Origin of the sequence: Bacillus sp. TSO22, assembly GCF_020223595.1 — a bacterium.
GTDB lineage: Bacteria > Bacillota > Bacilli > Bacillales > Bacillaceae > Bacillus > Bacillus inaquosorum.
The window spans coordinates 384639-402139 of record NZ_JAHAWO010000014.1; the positions used below are offsets into that span (position 1 = coordinate 384639).

Annotated in this window: 15 protein-coding genes; 8 read left to right on the forward strand and 7 right to left on the reverse strand. The window is 44.6% G+C overall.

The features are described 5' to 3' along the window. Positions 1–93: 93 nt before the first annotated feature. Positions 94–1248 (reverse strand): phosphoribosylglycinamide formyltransferase 2, encoded by a 1155-nt coding sequence (gene purT, locus KHQ79_RS19150; RefSeq protein ID WP_250648358.1) that lies wholly within the window; start codon positions 1246–1248, stop codon positions 94–96. A 291-nt stretch (positions 1249–1539) separates the two neighbouring features. Between purT and KHQ79_RS19155 the strand changes: the two genes are divergently transcribed. From KHQ79_RS19155 to KHQ79_RS19170, 4 genes are all read left to right on the forward strand, one after another. Beyond that, positions 1540–2367, forward strand: a complete 828-nt coding sequence (locus tag KHQ79_RS19155; RefSeq protein ID WP_019257343.1) for an AraC family ligand binding domain-containing protein — start codon at positions 1540–1542, stop codon at positions 2365–2367. Next, positions 2364–3284 carry a DMT family transporter gene (locus KHQ79_RS19160; RefSeq protein WP_225516587.1) on the forward strand — a complete coding sequence of 307 codons (921 nt, stop codon included), beginning with the start codon at positions 2364–2366 and terminating at the stop codon, positions 3282–3284. Before KHQ79_RS19155 ends, KHQ79_RS19160 begins: the two co-directional genes overlap by 4 nt. Positions 3285–3357: 73 nt before the next feature. Further along, on the forward strand, positions 3358–5544 hold the full coding sequence (locus KHQ79_RS19165) for a glycoside hydrolase domain-containing protein (RefSeq protein WP_225516589.1): 2187 nt from the start codon (positions 3358–3360) through the stop codon (positions 5542–5544). A 69-nt stretch (positions 5545–5613) separates the two neighbouring features. After that, positions 5614–6039, forward strand: a complete 426-nt coding sequence (locus KHQ79_RS19170) for a hypothetical protein (protein WP_148982935.1) — start codon at positions 5614–5616, stop codon at positions 6037–6039. A 33-nt stretch (positions 6040–6072) separates the two neighbouring features. Here KHQ79_RS19170 and KHQ79_RS19175 read toward each other — a convergent pair whose 3' ends face one another. The 3 genes from KHQ79_RS19175 to KHQ79_RS19185 form a co-directional block, all read right to left on the reverse strand. Continuing rightward, the gene (locus KHQ79_RS19175) at positions 6073–7326 is read right to left on the reverse strand and encodes an MFS transporter (RefSeq protein WP_225516638.1); all 1254 of its coding nucleotides are present in this window, start codon (positions 7324–7326) and stop codon (positions 6073–6075) included. Next, a complete protein-coding gene (locus KHQ79_RS19180; RefSeq protein WP_225516590.1) occupies positions 7323–8240 on the reverse strand; it encodes a bifunctional helix-turn-helix transcriptional regulator/GNAT family N-acetyltransferase in 918 nt (305 codons plus the stop codon). The genes KHQ79_RS19175 and KHQ79_RS19180 overlap by 4 nt, the downstream gene beginning before the upstream one ends. A gap of 91 nt (positions 8241–8331) precedes the next feature. Continuing rightward, positions 8332–8580: a YbeF family protein gene (locus KHQ79_RS19185; RefSeq protein ID WP_003241403.1), complete on the reverse strand. Its 249-nt coding sequence runs from the start codon at positions 8578–8580 to the stop codon at positions 8332–8334. 283 nt (positions 8581–8863) lie between these two features. On the opposite strand from KHQ79_RS19185, the gene glpT reads away from it, so the two are divergent. Then, complete coding sequence (gene glpT, locus KHQ79_RS19190) at positions 8864–10198, forward strand: glycerol-3-phosphate transporter (protein WP_003241404.1); 1335 nt, start codon at positions 8864–8866, stop codon at positions 10196–10198. 98 nt (positions 10199–10296) lie between these two features. After that, a complete protein-coding gene (locus tag KHQ79_RS19195; RefSeq protein WP_225516592.1) occupies positions 10297–11187 on the forward strand; it encodes a glycerophosphodiester phosphodiesterase in 891 nt (296 codons plus the stop codon). Between the two features lie 24 nt (positions 11188–11211). On the opposite strand, the gene KHQ79_RS19200 is transcribed toward KHQ79_RS19195, so the two are convergent. Together KHQ79_RS19200 and KHQ79_RS19205 are read right to left on the reverse strand one after the other, a co-directional pair. Further along, on the reverse strand, positions 11212–12840 hold the full coding sequence (locus KHQ79_RS19200; protein ID WP_019257333.1) for a Na/Pi cotransporter family protein: 1629 nt from the start codon (positions 12838–12840) through the stop codon (positions 11212–11214). A 214-nt stretch (positions 12841–13054) separates the two neighbouring features. Beyond that, on the reverse strand, positions 13055–14674 hold the full coding sequence (locus tag KHQ79_RS19205) for a glutamate/serine transporter AimA (RefSeq protein ID WP_019257332.1): 1620 nt from the start codon (positions 14672–14674) through the stop codon (positions 13055–13057). A 268-nt stretch (positions 14675–14942) separates the two neighbouring features. On the opposite strand from KHQ79_RS19205, the gene KHQ79_RS19210 reads away from it, so the two are divergent. After that, positions 14943–15203: a hypothetical protein gene (locus KHQ79_RS19210; RefSeq protein WP_003241409.1), complete on the forward strand. Its 261-nt coding sequence runs from the start codon at positions 14943–14945 to the stop codon at positions 15201–15203. Positions 15204–15243: 40 nt separating this feature from the next. Here the strand turns inward: KHQ79_RS19210 and cypC are convergent, their stop codons facing one another. Then, a complete protein-coding gene (gene cypC / locus KHQ79_RS19215; RefSeq protein ID WP_148982940.1) occupies positions 15244–16497 on the reverse strand; it encodes a CYP152 family fatty-acid peroxygenase CypC in 1254 nt (417 codons plus the stop codon). 172 nt (positions 16498–16669) lie between these two features. Here cypC and blaOXA point away from each other — a divergent pair, with 172 nt between their 5' ends. Continuing rightward, positions 16670–17473, forward strand: a complete 804-nt coding sequence (blaOXA, locus tag KHQ79_RS19220) for a class D beta-lactamase (RefSeq protein ID WP_088111628.1) — start codon at positions 16670–16672, stop codon at positions 17471–17473. Positions 17474–17501 lie beyond the last annotated feature (28 nt).

The window sequence follows — 17501 nt, forward strand, 5'->3', positions numbered from 1 at the left end:
TACATTATAATCAGGTTTCTGATTCTTATGATAAAACTTTTATGGAGGATGAAAAAAAAACAGGCCTTGTCCAAGACAAGACCCGCTCAAATTCTATTTTATAGATAGCTGATCCAATGCCTTCTTTGCGTTCTCTCTCGCTGTTTCAGCTGTATCAGCCGCAGAAAGCGCAACCGCCATACGGCGTCCGGTTTTCGTTATCGGCTTACCAAATACGCGAACTTGTGTCTTCGGAACTGCCAGTGCGTTTTCCAGTCCTTCAACAGTGTAATCCACTGATTCTTCCGGTGCTTTGAGGGGCCGGCTGGCGCCAGGAGAAAGCTGTGTAATTTCTGTAATCGGAAAGCCGAGAATCGCCCGGACATGCAGCGCAAATTCTGACAAATTTTGCGTCACCAGCGTGACTAGGCCCGTATCATGCGGACGAGGTGATACCTCACTGAAATACACCTTATCTTTCGCAAGGAACAGCTCAACGCCAAACAGGCCGTATCCGCCAAGCTCATCTGTAATGGCTTTCGCAATATGCTTCGCTTCTTCCATTTGCTGCTCTGTCATATGATGAGGCTGCCATGATTCGAAATAATCTCCGTCCTTTTGCACATGACCGATCGGCTCGCAAAATGTCGTGCCGTTTACCGCACGTACGGTTAAGAGCGTAATTTCTGATTCGAATGGAATAAACTCCTCAACGATCACGCGGCCGTTTTTCACCCGTCCGCCTTCCATCGCCGTCTCCCAGCAACTCTCTAAATCTGCTTCAGAGCGGCACACACTTTGCCCTTTTCCAGAAGAACTCATCAATGGTTTAACGACACAAGGGAAGCCGATCTGAGCTGCCGCTTGTACAAATTCCTCATATGTATTCGCGAATTCATAGCCAGCGGTCGCAAGTCCGAGCGTTTCCGCCGCTAGCCGTCTGATGCCTTCACGGTCCATCGTCAGCTTCGCCGCACGCGCATTCGGGATGACGTGAAACCCTTCCTCTTCAAGCTTCAGCAATTCATCCGTCGCAATGGCCTCAACCTCAGGCACAATCAAATCCGGCTTTTCTTTCTCAATAATGGTTCTGATCTGTTCGCGGTCCAGCATATCAACGACATAGCTGTTATGCGCGACCTGCATCGCCGGAGCATGCTCGTAACTGTCAACCGCCACCGTCTGTACCCCAAGACGCTGGGCTTCAATCACTACCTCTTTTCCTAACTCACCTGAACCTAACAATAAAACCTTCTTTGATTGATACATCTTTGCCCCTCCTATCTGTTTCCCAACCATTATAACTGAAATATTTGAAAAATAAATTTTTATTAAAAAGACAAAATAATAACGGCCTTAATTTGTATCTTGAGCAAAAAATATTCACAAGTGTTGTGCAGATAAAGTTATTATTGAAGAATAAAAATCTTTGCATTCTTAATCGAAAGCAGACCAATAACGGGTCTGCTTTCTCTATTCCAAACAGCAACATCATACAAGAAATCCCCAAAAATCATGCTACACTTAATCCAAGACCACCACACCGACAGGAGGCATCCCATGCAAAACGAAACCCGAACACTGCAACTTGACCCGCATCTTCATATAGAAGCCTACCGCTTCAAGGGGATTATGCAAAAATTCCCGAACCACTTCCACGATTATTATGTGATTGGCTTTATTGAAAAAGGACAGCGGTATCTGGCCTGCCAAGATCAAGAATATATCATCAATCCAGGTGATCTTCTCCTCTTTAACCCCCGTGACACGCATAGCTGTGAGCAGATTGACGGACGGACGCTTGATTATCGGTGTATCAATGTGATGCCGGATGTCATGGAGAAGGCGGTTGAAGAGATTACTGGCGCCGGGCATCTCCCTTATTTCTCCCAGCATGTGTTATTCCGCCACGAGCTGACATCCAGCCTGCAGGAATTGCACATTCTGATTTCCGAGGAAAAGCAGGCTTTGCGCAAGGAGGAGCTGTTTCTTCATTTGCTGGAAGAGCTGATCCGCCGTTATTCAGACGTCACGTTCCTCAACAGCATTCCGGAACCATCCGACGAAGTCAAAATGGTTTGCGGATTTCTAGAAAAACATTACGCTGAGAACGTTACGCTCAATGATTTGAGTGAATTAACAGGCTGGAGCAAATATCATTTATTGCGTTCATTTACAAAACAAAAAGGAATTACGCCTAATAGCTACCTGGAGACAATCCGGATTAATCAAGCGAAAAAACTCCTTGAACAAGGGGTAAGACCGATCGATGCGGCATTTCAGACAGGATTCAGCGATCAAAGCCATATGACGAAATTTTTCAAACGGCAGGTAGGGCTGACGCCGAAGCAATACATGAAGATTTTTGAAAAGGAGCTTCAAAGATGAGCACACAAAGGGAAACGGCCGGGCATATTGCAGCCATTGTGACCATTCTGATTTGGGGGACGACCTTTATTTCGACAAAGGTGCTGCTGGCTGATTTTACGCCAATGGAAATATTATTTTACCGGTTTTTGATGGGCTTTATTGCTCTTATTCTCGTACGTCCCAAAATGATTCCATTCAAAAACTGGCGGCATGAGCTGTTATTTGCCGGGGCAGGTTTATTTGGCGTAACACTTTACTTTTTATTAGAAAATATAGCCCTTACGTATACATACGCTTCAAATGTCGGCATGATTGTGTCCATTATCCCGATGATTACTGCTGTACTGGCTCACTTTCTGCTTGAAGGCGAAAAATTGCGGCTGACTTTTTTCATTGGATTTGGGGCAGCACTGATCGGGCTTTTATTGATTACGTTCAACGGCAATGTCGTACTGCGTCTGAATCCGTTCGGAGACATCATGGCAGTCGGTGCCGCTCTCGTGTTTGGAGGCTACTCGATTTTCATGAAAAAATTAAGCGCGTACGATTATCACATCATCGAGCTGACACAGAGAGTGTTTTTGTACGGTTTGTTGTTTATGGTTCCCGCTTTATTTTTGTTCGACTTCCATTTTGACCTGAGCCGATTTTCATCCGCTTCAAATGTACTCAATATGCTCTTCCTCGGCATCGGTGCTTCCGCCCTGTGTTTCGCCACATGGAATTACTCAGTCGGCGTGCTCGGCGCCGTCAAATCCAGCGCGTATATTTACATGGTCCCGGTCATCACAATCGCCGCTTCCATCCTGTTCCTGCACGAAAACATGACATGGATCGCTCTTCTGGGAGGTGCGCTTACACTTTTAGGCCTCTACATTTCAGAGCTGAAACCGAAGACGAAGCTGATGGAGAACGGATGTAAAATGGATGCTTAACGGCATCCATTTTTTATTTTGTCCTACGTTTGCCACCTATAAATGAACGGGATCTAAAGAAGGAGGAATCGAAATGGATGAAATGGTTTTAATCACACAGCAGTGGCTGAACGAAACGTACAGCGGCAAACATGGGTATAACCCAGTAGAAGAGAGCGGGAAAACTGGGTGGGATACAATCTACGGTCTGACTCGGGCGCTTCAAATTGAACTGGGTATCTCGGAGCCAGCTGATAACTTTGGGCCGACAACACAGCGCTTATTTAAGCCCCTTAAACGCCAAGCTCCAGATTCAGAACCAAGCAACATGAATTTTATTTTACAGGGCGCTTTATGGTGCAAAGGCTTTAACCCTGGCGGTTTTACAGGCGTCTTTTACGAAAAAACAGAAAATGCGGTGAAAGAATTTCAGAAAGCTGCAGGACTGACAACACAGGATGGGATTGTCACCACGTTGATCATGAAAGCCTTATTGGACATGAGCGCTTTTAAGCTAGTGTCTGGGGGCGATTCAAGAATCCGCCAGATTCAACAAAACTTAAACCGGGACTACAATGACTACATCGGTTTAATGCCTTGTGACGGACTGTATGCCCGCGATACCAACAAGGCCCTTATTTATGCTTTGCAAAAAGAAGAAGGCATGAGCACAAGTGTCGCCAATGGATTTTTTGGAAACGGCACAACAAGTTTATGCCCTACTTTAACTCCCGGCGATTCAAGAACTGGCTTTGTTTTAATTGTTCAGTACGCTCTTTATTGCAACGGAAAATCATTCGACCCTGGTGAATTTGACGGCAAATATGGTGTCGGTGTTGTTTCAGCCGTTAAAGCATTTCAAGAGTTCATGTGCCTGCCTCAAACAGGTTATGCAGATATGCCGACCATTAAAGCTTTATTATCAAGCTCAGGAGACACAACACGCACCGCTTCTGCTTGTGACACTGCTACAATAATAACAGCAGAGAAAGCTCAGACACTGCGGAATAACGGTTATAAAACAGTTGGAAGATATTTGACCGGAAATGTGCGGACAAGCAATGGCCTTACTTCGAAGGCCCTGACGTCTGAAGAACTTTCAGTTATTGTTGATGCCGGATTAAAGGTTTTTCCGATTTATCAAGACGGTGGCTATGAATCTTCTTATTTTGTAAAAGACCAAGGCACAAGAGATGCATACAGCGCTGCTTCAGCGGCTCGAAGATTAGGTTTCCCGTCAGGCACGACCATTTATTTTGCCGTCGACTTTGATGCATACGATTATGAAGTGACCGATAAAATCATCCCTTATTTTCAAGAGATTAAGTCAGCATTTACAAAAATGCAGACATTTTCAACCGCACCTAAATATGAAATTGGGGTTTACGGACCCAGAAACATTTGTATCCGCACATCGGAAGCAGGACTGACAAAATATAGTTTTGTGGCAAATATGTCAACTGGATTTAGCGGCAATCTCGGTTATCCGATGCCAAATAACTGGGCCTTTGATCAATTTTATGAAGGAACAATCGGAAGCGGCTCTGGAAGTATCGGGATTGATAAAGACGGATTTTCAGGAAGAGACTCAGGTGCAAGCAATGTAAATCCGCCGTCTGATCCGGTATATGATGCAAGACTGCGTACACTAACAGACATTGTATCTACTATTCCAGCTTTAGAAAATCTAACAAGTCTGGCAAACGCGATGTTTGAATTTGATACGACAGAAACCATTTTTACATCACCGGAGTTGGATATCATTCTATCCACTTCACTTCTGGCAACCATACCAAGTGAAGGATCACCAAACACAATTACCATTACAAATGGTAAACCAGGTGCCTATATCACGGGTTTATTGGGTGACACCCAAACGTCTCTCACTGCGTCACAAATTGACTCTTATCAGAGCCTTTTAAACAGTCTCAGCTTATCAGTTCGGAATGGTTATCTGGAGGTTTATGTAAATCCAACCGCTCAATCGTTAAATATTCAATTTAAAATCTATACCCCTGATATTCCAGTAGGTGACAGTGCTACAACTGGACTTACAACTACAATTACGTTTAAAATAAAACAGAAGCACTTTGCTTTACCAGATACTGAGGAAATATACTCTCCAGATTGGGAATCTACTCTTACTGATATTTCTTTTGGAGTGGCTGCTGTATTAGGAGTTGTTGTCTTGATAACAGCTATACCTGAATCCTTAGCAGTAGGAGGAGCCGTAGCTTTTATTAGTGCGTTTTTAGCTTTATTCCCTTCTGCGAATAAATAATATACCAGCACTACATGGGTTATTTATATCACATCTCATGTAGTGCTTTACTTTTAAGGAGGATACTGGATGACTCTAAATCAACAAACATTTAAAGAGACCGTAAAAACAGCCGAAACAATTACACAGTACAAGGAAAATGATAAAGAAATCCTGGCTTTTCTAACCAAACAGGATTCTATCATGCTGAATCAGCTAAAAGTATTCTTTAGCGAGCCCCAGCTGACTCTTATACATAGTATAAAAACAGTAATCTACGGCACATTAGTTACTCTATTTTTATATTTTACAACGAATGAATTACCCCATGCAGGGAGTTTACTTGCTAGATTATTTTTTGTTGTTGTCGGGTTTATCTGGCTTGCCTCTTGTTTTAAAAACGCAAAAGCCATTCAAATCTCCCAAAACTTCAAACAAAAATCCGAAAACACCCGCATTGTCGGAATGATTGACTTCGTATTAGAACAAAAATACAAAAAAAGCATCTCTGAATAATCCCAACATCAGAGATGCTCCTTCTTCCTCTCTTCACACCTTCTCCACCACAGCCGCACTGTCACGTGTGACCGACGCGGGCTCCCTCAGCATCGCATTCATCACGCTCGCCAGCACGAGCATCCCAATCGACAAATAAAAAGCCAGTGTATACTCACCCGTTACAGTATAGATGACGCCGGGCACATATGCGCCGAGTGCCGAGCCGATTTGATGGGCGAGTGACAGCCAGCCGATCATGAGGCCGATCGAGTAGTTTTGAAAGTACTGGGTGGCGAGCATCTGAGTCGGTGCTACCGTTGCGAAGTCCACTAATCCAAACAAAATGGCAAAGGCTAACAGCAAGTAGGGCTCGTGGCTGTAAATCAGAATCACGATCGACAGCGCGCGCACCGCATATAAAAAGCACAGGATTTTCCGGCTGCTCCACCGATCAGCAACAATTCCGGACAGTAAGATTCCAGCGATATTAAAGCCGGCGAGCAGACTGACAGCTGCACTTGTGACTGTCGTTGAAAAGCCGTGATCATGAGAGAACGGAATCAAATGGGTATCCATCAGCCCAACGGTCGTAAATCCGCAAATCAAAAACGGCAAAATCAAAAACCAGAATTGTCTCATGCGAAACATCCCGGTCACTGAAAGAGCTGTTGTTTTGGGTGCTGTTTCTTTTTCCGCTTCAGCCAGCCCGCCTATTGGCTCTGCATTCTTTTCTGAAGGATTGTTCCGCAGCATCAGCAGTGCAGCCGGAAAGACAATCACCATTAACAACAACCCCAATACCACAACCGTCAGCTTCCAGCTAAACCAATGGATCAGCATGAGTGAGCCGGGAACAAGAAGCATCTGCCCCGCGCCAAAGCCTGCTTCCATGATCCCAAAGGCTAGTCCCCGCTTTTTGCTGAACCAATTGACGACTAATACACTTGCGGCCACATTCGACGCTCCGCCAACGCCAAGCGAGACACCCAGCCCATAAAGCAGAAACAGCTGCCAAGGCGAAGTGACAAAGTATGTTAAGAAAATGCTGACTCCTGTCAGTAACGCACTCCATGCCAAAACTGCCCGAGCACCCCATTTGTCCACAAGCCGCCCGATCACAGGCTGTGATATGCCATAAACAATAAAACTCAGCGTAGAAATCAGCGAGATGGTGCCTCTATCCATTGAAAACTGCCGTTCCCATGGCTCCACAAATGCACCAAACGACAGACGCACGCCCTGAACGGCCAATAAGATCAAAAAGGTGACGGACACGATGATCCAAGCATAGTGCAGTCTTTTCATGACAGCTCCAGATCCCACCGTTCTTCTGTCAGACGCTGTCCCCATAATGGCGCTTCTTTTTTCACTTCACTTACCCTGAATCCAAATTTTTCGTAGAGCGGACGAGCCTCAGCCATGGTGCTCACCGTCCAAAGGAAAATGCGTTCAAACTTCATGTCTCGGCAGTATGCAAGTAGATGCTCCATCAATTGAGTGCCGAGCCCTCTGCCTCGAAAAGCGGCATCAACCAGGAACCATCTGAGCTGCACTGTCTTTTCATCATGTTTGACCAACCCGACACAGCCGGCAAATTTCCCGCCGCTTTCCGCGATCCATATGTTTTCGATTTCCGCATCAAATGTCTCATGAAGATAAGCTAAAAACGTGTCGTCCCAGCCATGAGCCTCCGCATAAAAGTGTCTCTGTTTTTCGATGAGAAGCTGAAGATCATCCGAAAGAAAATAATCTCTAATCGATATGTCTGGCGTTCTGGAAGAAAGCGACTGTGAAAGGATCGCTTCAATCTCTGCCATCGCTTCCGCAAGCTTGTGCTGGTCTTTTTGGTCAATTTCATTCAGCATCAGTTCCACTTGTTCGTTGGCTTTCTCCTCCAGCTTTTTATAAATCGTTTTCCCCGTTTCCGTGACATAAATATAATGGTGGCGGGCGTCATCTTTGCTCCTTTGTTTATAGATCAAATCTTCTTTTTCAAACTGTTTCAAAATCCTGCTGACATATCCCCGGTCAAGCCCAAGCTTATCCTGAAGGGCTTTTGCGGTACAATGAGGCGTATTATAAATTTCAAATAAAATCCTTGTTTCTGTTAAGGAAAACGGGCTGTCGTAAATGTGCTCATTAAGGAAGCCAAAAACATTTGTGTAGAATCGATTGAACTTTCTGAATTTTAATCCGACAGTTGATTCGCTGGTTTTCAAACTCATCCCCACTTTCTTATATCGTTGATTAAGTCAATTATAATCAAATATAGTTGCCATAGTCAACGATATGTTAGAAAGTGGGGCATTTTCATTTTCCTGAAGCTTTTCTTTTCCTGATCACAATCAATGTGATATAGGATAAAGCCAGCGAAACCAAGCTATAGACAACAACCCACCCTAAAAATGATTCGTTAAAAATGGTAAAAGTGAGCACTAACGAAATGAGCAGACTAAGCATTGGCATGAGATACACGTTTTTACAAACACAAGTCCCGGCAACCGATATCAATATAATCCCTAACGGTAAAATACCGAATGCAATATCTAATTCATCCACCTGCAACAGCCTCCCTCCAAATTTTTATGCTGCCTGCAAAAAAACATAACCGCAATAAGTAAGAAGAATTTTAAAATCAAATTTGAAAATTACCCGTTTACATTCACTCCGGACTATGATAATTTAAGAAAGCGCTATCACGATAAGTTAATAGCTTGGATGGAGATGAGGAGAGCCAGGAATCAATCCCCTTTTTAACAAGGGGTGTTTTCTGGCTCTTTTTATTTTTCAGAAAGGAGGCACGCCACACATCCAGCACATACAGCAAAGGGGGATGATTTTGATGTTTCATATATTTAAACCGGCTCCTCATATTGAGAGACTGGATGATTCAAAGACGGATGCGGCTTATAAAAGACTAAGGCTGCAAGTATTCATTGGTATTTTCATCGGCTACGCAGGCTACTACCTGCTGCGGAAAAACTTTGCCTTTGCCATTCCTTATCTGCAGGAACAGGGGTTTTCAAAAACAGAACTGGGCTTAGTGCTGGCCGCTGTGTCGATTGCGTACGGTTTCAGCAAATTTATTATGGGCATGGTGTCTGATCGCTGTAACCCAAGGTATTTTCTTGCGACAGGCTTATTTTTATCAGCAATTGTTAATATCCTTTTCGTTTCAATGCCTTGGGTGACTTCGAGCGTCACCATCATGTTTATCTTTATGTTTATCAACGGATGGTTTCAAGGAATGGGCTGGCCGCCATGCGGAAGGACGATGGCCCATTGGTTTTCCATTAGTGAACGCGGCACCAAAATGTCGATCTGGAATGTCGCCCATAACATAGGCGGCGGAATTCTCGCACCGCTTGTCACTCTTGGCATCGCGATGTTCGTGACTTGGAAAAGCGTGTTTTTCTTCCCTGCCATCATTGCCATTATCATTTCATTTTTGATTGTTTTATTGGTGCGCGATACGCCTCAATCTTGCGGACTTCCGCCAATTGAAGAGTATCGGAATGACTATCCAAAACACGCTTTTAAAAATCAGGAAAAAGAATTAACAACAAAAGAAATTCTTTTTCAATATGTACTGAACAATAAATTTCTTTGGTACATCGCGTTTGCCAATGTATTTGTTTATTTCGTGCGGTACGGCGTGGTTGACTGGGCGCCTACTTACTTAACAGAAGCCAAAGGCTTTTCTCCTGAAGACTCGCGCTGGTCGTATTTTCTTTACGAATACGCAGGCATACCGGGAACAATCTTGTGCGGATGGATCAGTGACCGATTCTTCAAAAGCCGACGGGCACCGGCAGGCGTTTTGTTTATGGCGGGCGTTTTCATTGCCGTATTGGTGTACTGGCTGAATCCGGCCGGCAATCCGCTGGTAGACAACATCGCCCTGATCAGCATTGGCTTCTTAATCTACGGACCTGTTATGCTGATCGGCCTGCAAGCGATTGATCTCGCGCCCAAAAAAGCAGCCGGAACTGCAGCCGGTTTGACCGGATTTTTTGGATACATCGGCGGATCTGCTTTCGCAAACGCCATTATGGGCTTTGTCGTTGACCGGTTTGATTGGAACGGCGGCTTTATTATGCTAATCTCTTCCTGCATTCTTGCTATCGTCTTTTTAGCTATGACGTGGAATACAGGAAAACGGGCTGAGCACGTTTAAGAAAGAAACATAAAAGATTAATAGTTTTCCAACACGCCGTTTACATCTGTTTTTTAATATGAAAGACAGGTACTGCCTATCTATAAGGAGGAGAAATCATGCGAAAAAATAGAATACTGGCCCTGGTTCTTCTGTCGCTGGGCTTACTCTCATTTATGGTAACACCAGTGTCGGCAGCGTCAAAAGGAAACCTGCTGTCACCTGACCGTATCCTGACGGTTGCACACAGAGGGGCTTCCGGATATGTGCCTGAGCACACGATCCTGTCTTACGAAACCGCTCAGAAAATGAAAGCAGACTATATTGAACTGGATCTGCAAATGACAAAAGACGGCAAATTGATTGTCATGCATGATGAAAAACTGGACCGCACCACAAACGGAACGGGCTGGGTGAAAGACCATACGCTTGCAGACATTAAGAAACTTGATGCCGGTTCTTGGTTTAATAAAGCCTATCCGGAAAAAGCAAAGCCGAAATACGCCGGCCTTAAAGTTCCTACATTAGATGAAGTATTAAACCGTTTCGGAAAACACGCGAACTACTACATTGAAACAAAATCGCCTGACACCTACCCAGGCATGGAAGAAAAACTGATCGCTTCTTTACAGAAACATAAATTACTAGGCAAACATGCTAAGCCCGGCCAAGTAATCATTCAATCGTTCAGCAAAGAAAGTCTGGTAAAAATCCATCAATTACAGCCAAACCTGCCAACTGTTCAATTGCTGGAAGCCAAACAAATGGCGTCAATGACAGATGCTGACCTGGACGAAATCAAAACATACGCTGTCGGTGCGGGTCCGGATTACAAAGCACTGAATGCTGAAAACGTCAGCATGATCCGCAGCCACGGCCTACTGCTTCACCCTTACACAGTCAATACAGAAGCAGATATGCGCCGCCTGCTTGACTGGGGAGTGACAGGAGTGTTCACAAATTACCCTGATGTCTTCCAGCACGTTAAAAAAGACTACAAAAAAGCTTAGAATCCTAGGATTCTAAGCTTTTTCTTATTGATTTTCACCAATAACCGCTTCAGCAATATTCACCGCATGATCTCCGATACGCTCCAGGTTGCTGATCATATCAACAAAGACGATGCCTGCTTGTCCAGTGCACAGCCCTTCATTCAGACGGATAATATGCTTTTTGCGAAGCTTCCGTTCCATTTTGTCAATATCATCTTCTTTTTCAATGACTTGTTCAGCTATCTTCACATCATTGTGGTGCAATGCTTCCATAGACGCCTTCACAGTAGAAATCGTCAAATCCATCATTTCCGTTAAATCCGCCATGGCAGATTCAGTGATAACCACACGATGCGCCTGCTGATATTCAATCAGTTCAATCACATTTTCGAAGTGGTCGCCGATTCTTTCAATGTCTCTGACGGTGTCCATCAGCATATGGTGCTCCTCAGACTCGTGCTCTGAGAGAGAACTTGAAGAAAGCTCGATCAAATAATCGGTAATTTTCCGGTCAAGATTGTTAACCGCATCCTCTATCTGATAAGCATTCGCCGCGTATTTTGTCTGTTTTGTCACTAAAAACTGTTTTGTAACCTCCAGCCCCTGCACCGCAAAGTTCCCCATTTGCAGCACTTCTTCTTTTGCTTGTCCGAGAGCAATAGATGGAGATTGCTCGATAAAAATCGGATCAAGGTGTGACTTGTATTCCACCATTGAATCCTTGCCCGGAATCAGCTTTGTTACGATCAAAGCCAATAACCCGACAAAAGGAAGCTGTATAATCGTATTGGTTGTATTAAAGATTCCGTGTGCGAAAGCAATCGTCATTTTCGGATCAAGCCCCATCGAAGTCTGAAGCGATAAGATTAGTGCGGTAAACGGTTTAAGCAAAATCAGGAAAATCGCTGTTCCGATAAGGTTAAACAGCACATGAGTAGCCGCGGCACGTCTCGCTGCAACAGATGCGCCAAGAGACGCAAGCACCGCTGTGATCGTCGTCCCGATATTATCCCCGAATAACACCGGCAGCGCGCCGTTAATATCAATCAGCCCATCTGAAAATAAACCTTGCAGGATACCAATCGTGGCACTGGAACTTTGCACGAGAACCGTAAACAAAGTCCCAATGACAACACCCAGAACCGGATTGGTGCTCATACTAACAGTTAAATCATGAAAGGCCTCAAGTGAACGGAGCGGTTTCATGCCGCCGCTCATTAGCTCCAGCCCATAAAACAATGCCCCGAACCCAAACACAATCTGGCCCGCATTCTGCACATTTTTATGCTTAAAGAAAAACAGTAAAAATCCGCCGACAGCAATAATCGGCAATGCATAGGCCCCTATGTCAATTCCGATAATAAACGCAGTAACCGTTGTTCCAATATTGGCTCCCATAATGACGCCGATGGCCTGGCGAAGCGTCATAAAGCCTGCACTGACAAGCCCTACAGTGATAACCGTTGTTCCGGAACTGCTCTGAATCAAAACCGTCACAATGATCCCTGCCAATACGCCCATCAGTGGATTGCTTGTAAAACGGTCTAAAATATTTCTTAATCTATCTCCAGCCGATTTCTGAAGTCCGTCTCCCATGAACTTAATCCCAATCAGGAAAATACCAAGACCCCCGAGAAACTCAAACAGTAATGTTTGTACATCAATCGCCAACGCTTTCACCTCTGTCTCGACATATTCAGCAAAACTCCCTACGATTATGTTTCAAGTTCATATGATTGTAAATGAATCCCCGGACAAATTTACACTAACTTAACAATCGGCCTTTTAAGTCCAAATCACATTTACATTGGTGTAACATTTTGCACCTGACAATGACCAAATCGGCACAAAAAAACCTTGCGCTGTCGGCGCAAGGTTTTTTCATTTATTCTTTTCCAGCAGCAGCTTCTGACTGTCCGTTAAACAGCTGAGAATTAATCTCTTTCGCATCCTTTAAGTATTCTGTCTGATAGCCGCTCTTCAGCGCCCACACATAGAATACAAGTGATACAACCGCAATCAGAACCATATCCCAGCCGTAATGAATGACATTCAGGCCGCCGAATTTATCACTGCCCAAATAAGATATAATCATCATGACCAGCAGATAAAACACCATCCAGACGCCGGCCTTAAAGTTTTGGCCAAACCCTTTCCATTTCGCCTTCGCCTGATAATAGAAATAAATTGGAAGACCGATCAGGATAATAAACAGAACCTGTCCTGTTAACGGCCAGCGTGCCCAATACAGCACCAGCGACGCAAAGATAAACCCAAGCGGCGCAATCACGCTTAAGCCTTTTAAACGAAGAGGCCTGTACAGGTCTTTCCCCGTCCGTCTCAAAGTCATTACTGTAATCGGGCCGGTGATATACGAAATTAACGTGGCGACAGAAATAATTTCCGCTAACACGCCCCACCCTCTGAACAGGAACAAAAAGATGAACGAAACAATCAAGTTAAAAAACATCGCTTGGCGCGGAACGCCGTAAATCGGATGAAGTTTCCCGAATATACTCGGCATGTATTTGTTTTTCTCCATTCCGTAAATCATGCGGGACGTTGTCGCTGTATACGTAATCCCTGTGCCAGACGGTGACACAAACGCATCCGCATACAACACAATGACAAGCCAGTTAATATTCAGCGCAATCGCCAAATCAGCAAAAGGAGAATTAAAATTCAGATGGCTCCAGCCGTGAGCGATATCAGAAGGATTCACCGCTCCGATGAAGGCTACTTGCAGCAATACATAAATCACTGTCGCAACGATTAGGGAGCCAACAACCGCAATCGGAATCGATCTTCCCGGATTTTTCGCTTCACCCGCCATATTGATCGGACTTTGGAAACCGTTAAATGCAAAGACGATACCGGAAGTTGCAACAGCCGTCAGCACACTCGCCCAGCCATTCGGCGCAATACTTTGACCGGCCGTAAAGTTTTCTCCGTGAAACCCGACAAACAGCAAAGCTCCAATCGTCAGGCCCGGAATAATAATTTTAAAAATCGTAATGAATGAATTCGCTTTGGAAAATAGATTGACTGTCCAGTAGTTCAGCAGAAAATAAATGAGAAGCAATACAGAGGCAAATGCGAGTCCTTCCCCAGTCAGCGTTCCATTCTTCACTAAACCGCTTGTCCATTTCGCCCATTCCCAAGGCCACGAGCTCATATATTGAACAGAGGCCACCGCTTCAACCGGAATAACGGACACAATCGCAATCCAGTTGGCCCAGCCTGCGATAAATCCAATAAACGAACCGTGTGAATATTGCGTATATTTTACCATTCCCCCAGCTTCAGGGAACATAGAACCTAACTCACTGTAAGAAAGAGCAATAAATAAAATAACGACCATTCCAATAATCCATGAAATAATAGCAGCTGGCCCTGCTATTTGGGCCGCACGCCAAGCCCCAAACAGCCAGCCTGAACCGATCATCGATCCGAGCCCGACCATCATGAGGGAAAACGTTCCCATTCTTCGATGCAATTGATTCATATCGTAAACACCTTTCATGTATGATGACATTATCTTGCTAATTATATTATTATTCTGATTACTTCACTTTGTCAATATTTATCGAATTGTGGCTAATAATGATAATAAGTCAATGTATATTACCTTCCAATACAGGAATGAAGTCACTAGTTTCTTTCTAAATGGAATTTACTTCAAATATTAATAATAAAAACACAATAGGTTTAGCCATAAGCAAAACGGGAATGATACAGGAAACACTACTCTTACAATAGAAAGGAGTATTACCATGAAACAAAAGCTGTTACTTTCAGGTCTCGCTGTTTCAACCGTCGGCATCACTTCTTATCTATTAAAAGACCCGTCAAATCGCCAAAAGGCAAGAGAATTCATTCACAGCATGAAAATGAAAATGACCAAACAGCCAGACATGGACACGTTCCCAGTCGATAAAGCTGGACACCCGCACCCGGAAGATATCGAAGACAACAAAATGGTATCAGAAGGCTCCATGTATCCCGTCCAATACTATGATGAAAAAAAGAAGTAAACAAAAAAGCTCTCTTCATAAAGAAGGGAGCTTTTTTGATTTAACTCTTCCGTCTAATGCCGCTCATCACAAAGCCGCTTTCAGGCAATGACGGCATTCTGGCGAGACTGTAATGCAGCGATTGTTCCGGCACGTCGTATTCAATCTGATTGACGAGAAAATCCAGGCTCGCTTTCATGACTTCAATTGTAATGCCTTCCCCTGGACAGCGATGGCCTTTCTCGGCGTGCCCCCCGCCTTGAGGAATCAAATCAAACGGATTTTCCTCCCGCTCCGCAAATCGCTCCGGCCGAAATTCTTCAGGATGATCCCATAACCGAGGATCGTGATTCGTTCCATAAACATCAAGCAGTACCGATGTGCCCTTCTTAAACTCACAGTTATTCCATTCAAAGTCCTTTTTGACAAGCGCCCCTACAAACGGGCCAAACGGATAATATCTGCGGACCTCCTGCACAAACATTTCTCTTTCCCGGCTGCTTCCAGACCGCAGCCATTCCTTATACTTCGGATGTTCATGAAGCGCCAAAGCTGAAAACACAAGAAAGTAAGAAATAGCAACAATAGGCCTCAGTACATTCATCAGCTCAATGGCTGCCATTCGGGAATCCAGCTGGCTTCCATCTTCTTGTGTATGAAAAGCCATCTCATGCAGTGCTGTTCCGGCAGATGTTTTCAGCAAGCCGGCACGAACATCTTCAATCATTCTTTCAATCCACTCTTCCGCACGCGGCCTTGCTCGTCTTCCCTTCCAATGCCGCGGCCCCACAGCACCAAACGCGTCAACCATATCAATGAAGTCATCTGCCCGCTCTTTGACTTCCGTTTCCTTCAGCGGAACACCTGCCCAATAGCACGCAACCCGGCATAGAATTTCTTTTGCTTCTTCAAATAACACAACCTGATCTGCCTTCTCCCATCTCGTGACTGCCGCTTCCCACTCCTCTGTCATCAGCTCAGCCAGCCGCTTTTGATGCGGCGGTGTCATTAATGATAGAAAAAGCATCTTCCGATGGATATGTGCGCTGCCATCCATCGTCTGAATCGCATTTACGCCAAACAGCGTTTTCTGCACCCGCTTAGGCACAGCGTTCTGCCGCTGAAACCGCTCAGTATCATAAAACACCTTCGCGGCCTCAGCACCGGTCATGCATATAAAGGTTTTTCCCATTAAACGAGCCTGAAACAGATCTGATTGATAGCGCTCTGTTCTGTTTTTAATAAACAAATATCCTTCCTGCATCAGCGTCAAGCTGTTGTCGAGACTTTTGTCATGTGGAATCTGCTCATTCATTCGCTTACCCTGCCTTCCTTTTTACCCTCTTTTTACACGTTATCTTACGAGAATAAACCCAATAACAGTATTTGTTTACGGAATCAAATTTAAGCGCTTTTTGAGCACTTTTTAAAGGAAGAAAAGAAGAAATAGAGAAAAGGTAGTTGATCAAAACAAAGGGGAGAACAAAATGAAGAAATGGATATATGTTGTGCTGGTGCTGAGTATTGCAGGGATCGGCGGCTTTTCCGTCCACGCAGCAACGTCTGCCTATGAAAAACACCTGAATGTCAGCCGAATGAATGTCGATGACGAATTCAAGGATACGGATGGAACCTTCATTCTTCACGATGTGCAAAAGGATAAGACCTTTGTCTACAACAGAGAACGGGCAAACAAAAGACAAACCCCGCAGTCCACCTTTAAGGTCGTGAACGCCTTAATCGGTTTGCAGGTAAAAGCTGTTCGGGATGAATACGATGTCAAACGGTGGGACGGGGTCAAGCGCGAATTCGAATCATGGAACCGCGACCATACGCTAGGATCGGCGATGCGTGAATCCGCAATCTGGTATTACCAGGCATTAGCGAGAGATATCGGCGAGGAAAGAATGAAAACATGGCTTCATACGCTGTCATACGGCAACGAAGATATCAGCGGGGGAATCGACCAGTTTTGGCTGCAAAGCTCTCTGACAATATCTCCGTTGGAACAAGAAGCCTTTTTGGAGAAACTTTTTAAAGAGGAGCTTCCATTTGACAAATCGGTGATGAAAACCGTCAAGCGCATGATGATTCAAGAGGAAGGAGATCACTACACACTCTATGGAAAAACCGGAACCCGCCTGACAGACATGGGATTAGGCTGGTTTGTCGGATTCATCAAAACAGAGCATGGCTCTTATATTTTTGTCACCAATGTCGATGATTCCGGCACAAAAGCCAAAAACATCACAGTGGATATCCTGAAAAAGCATGGCCTGATCACATCCTAAATGAAGGAGCCCCGCAAATAGGCAGGGC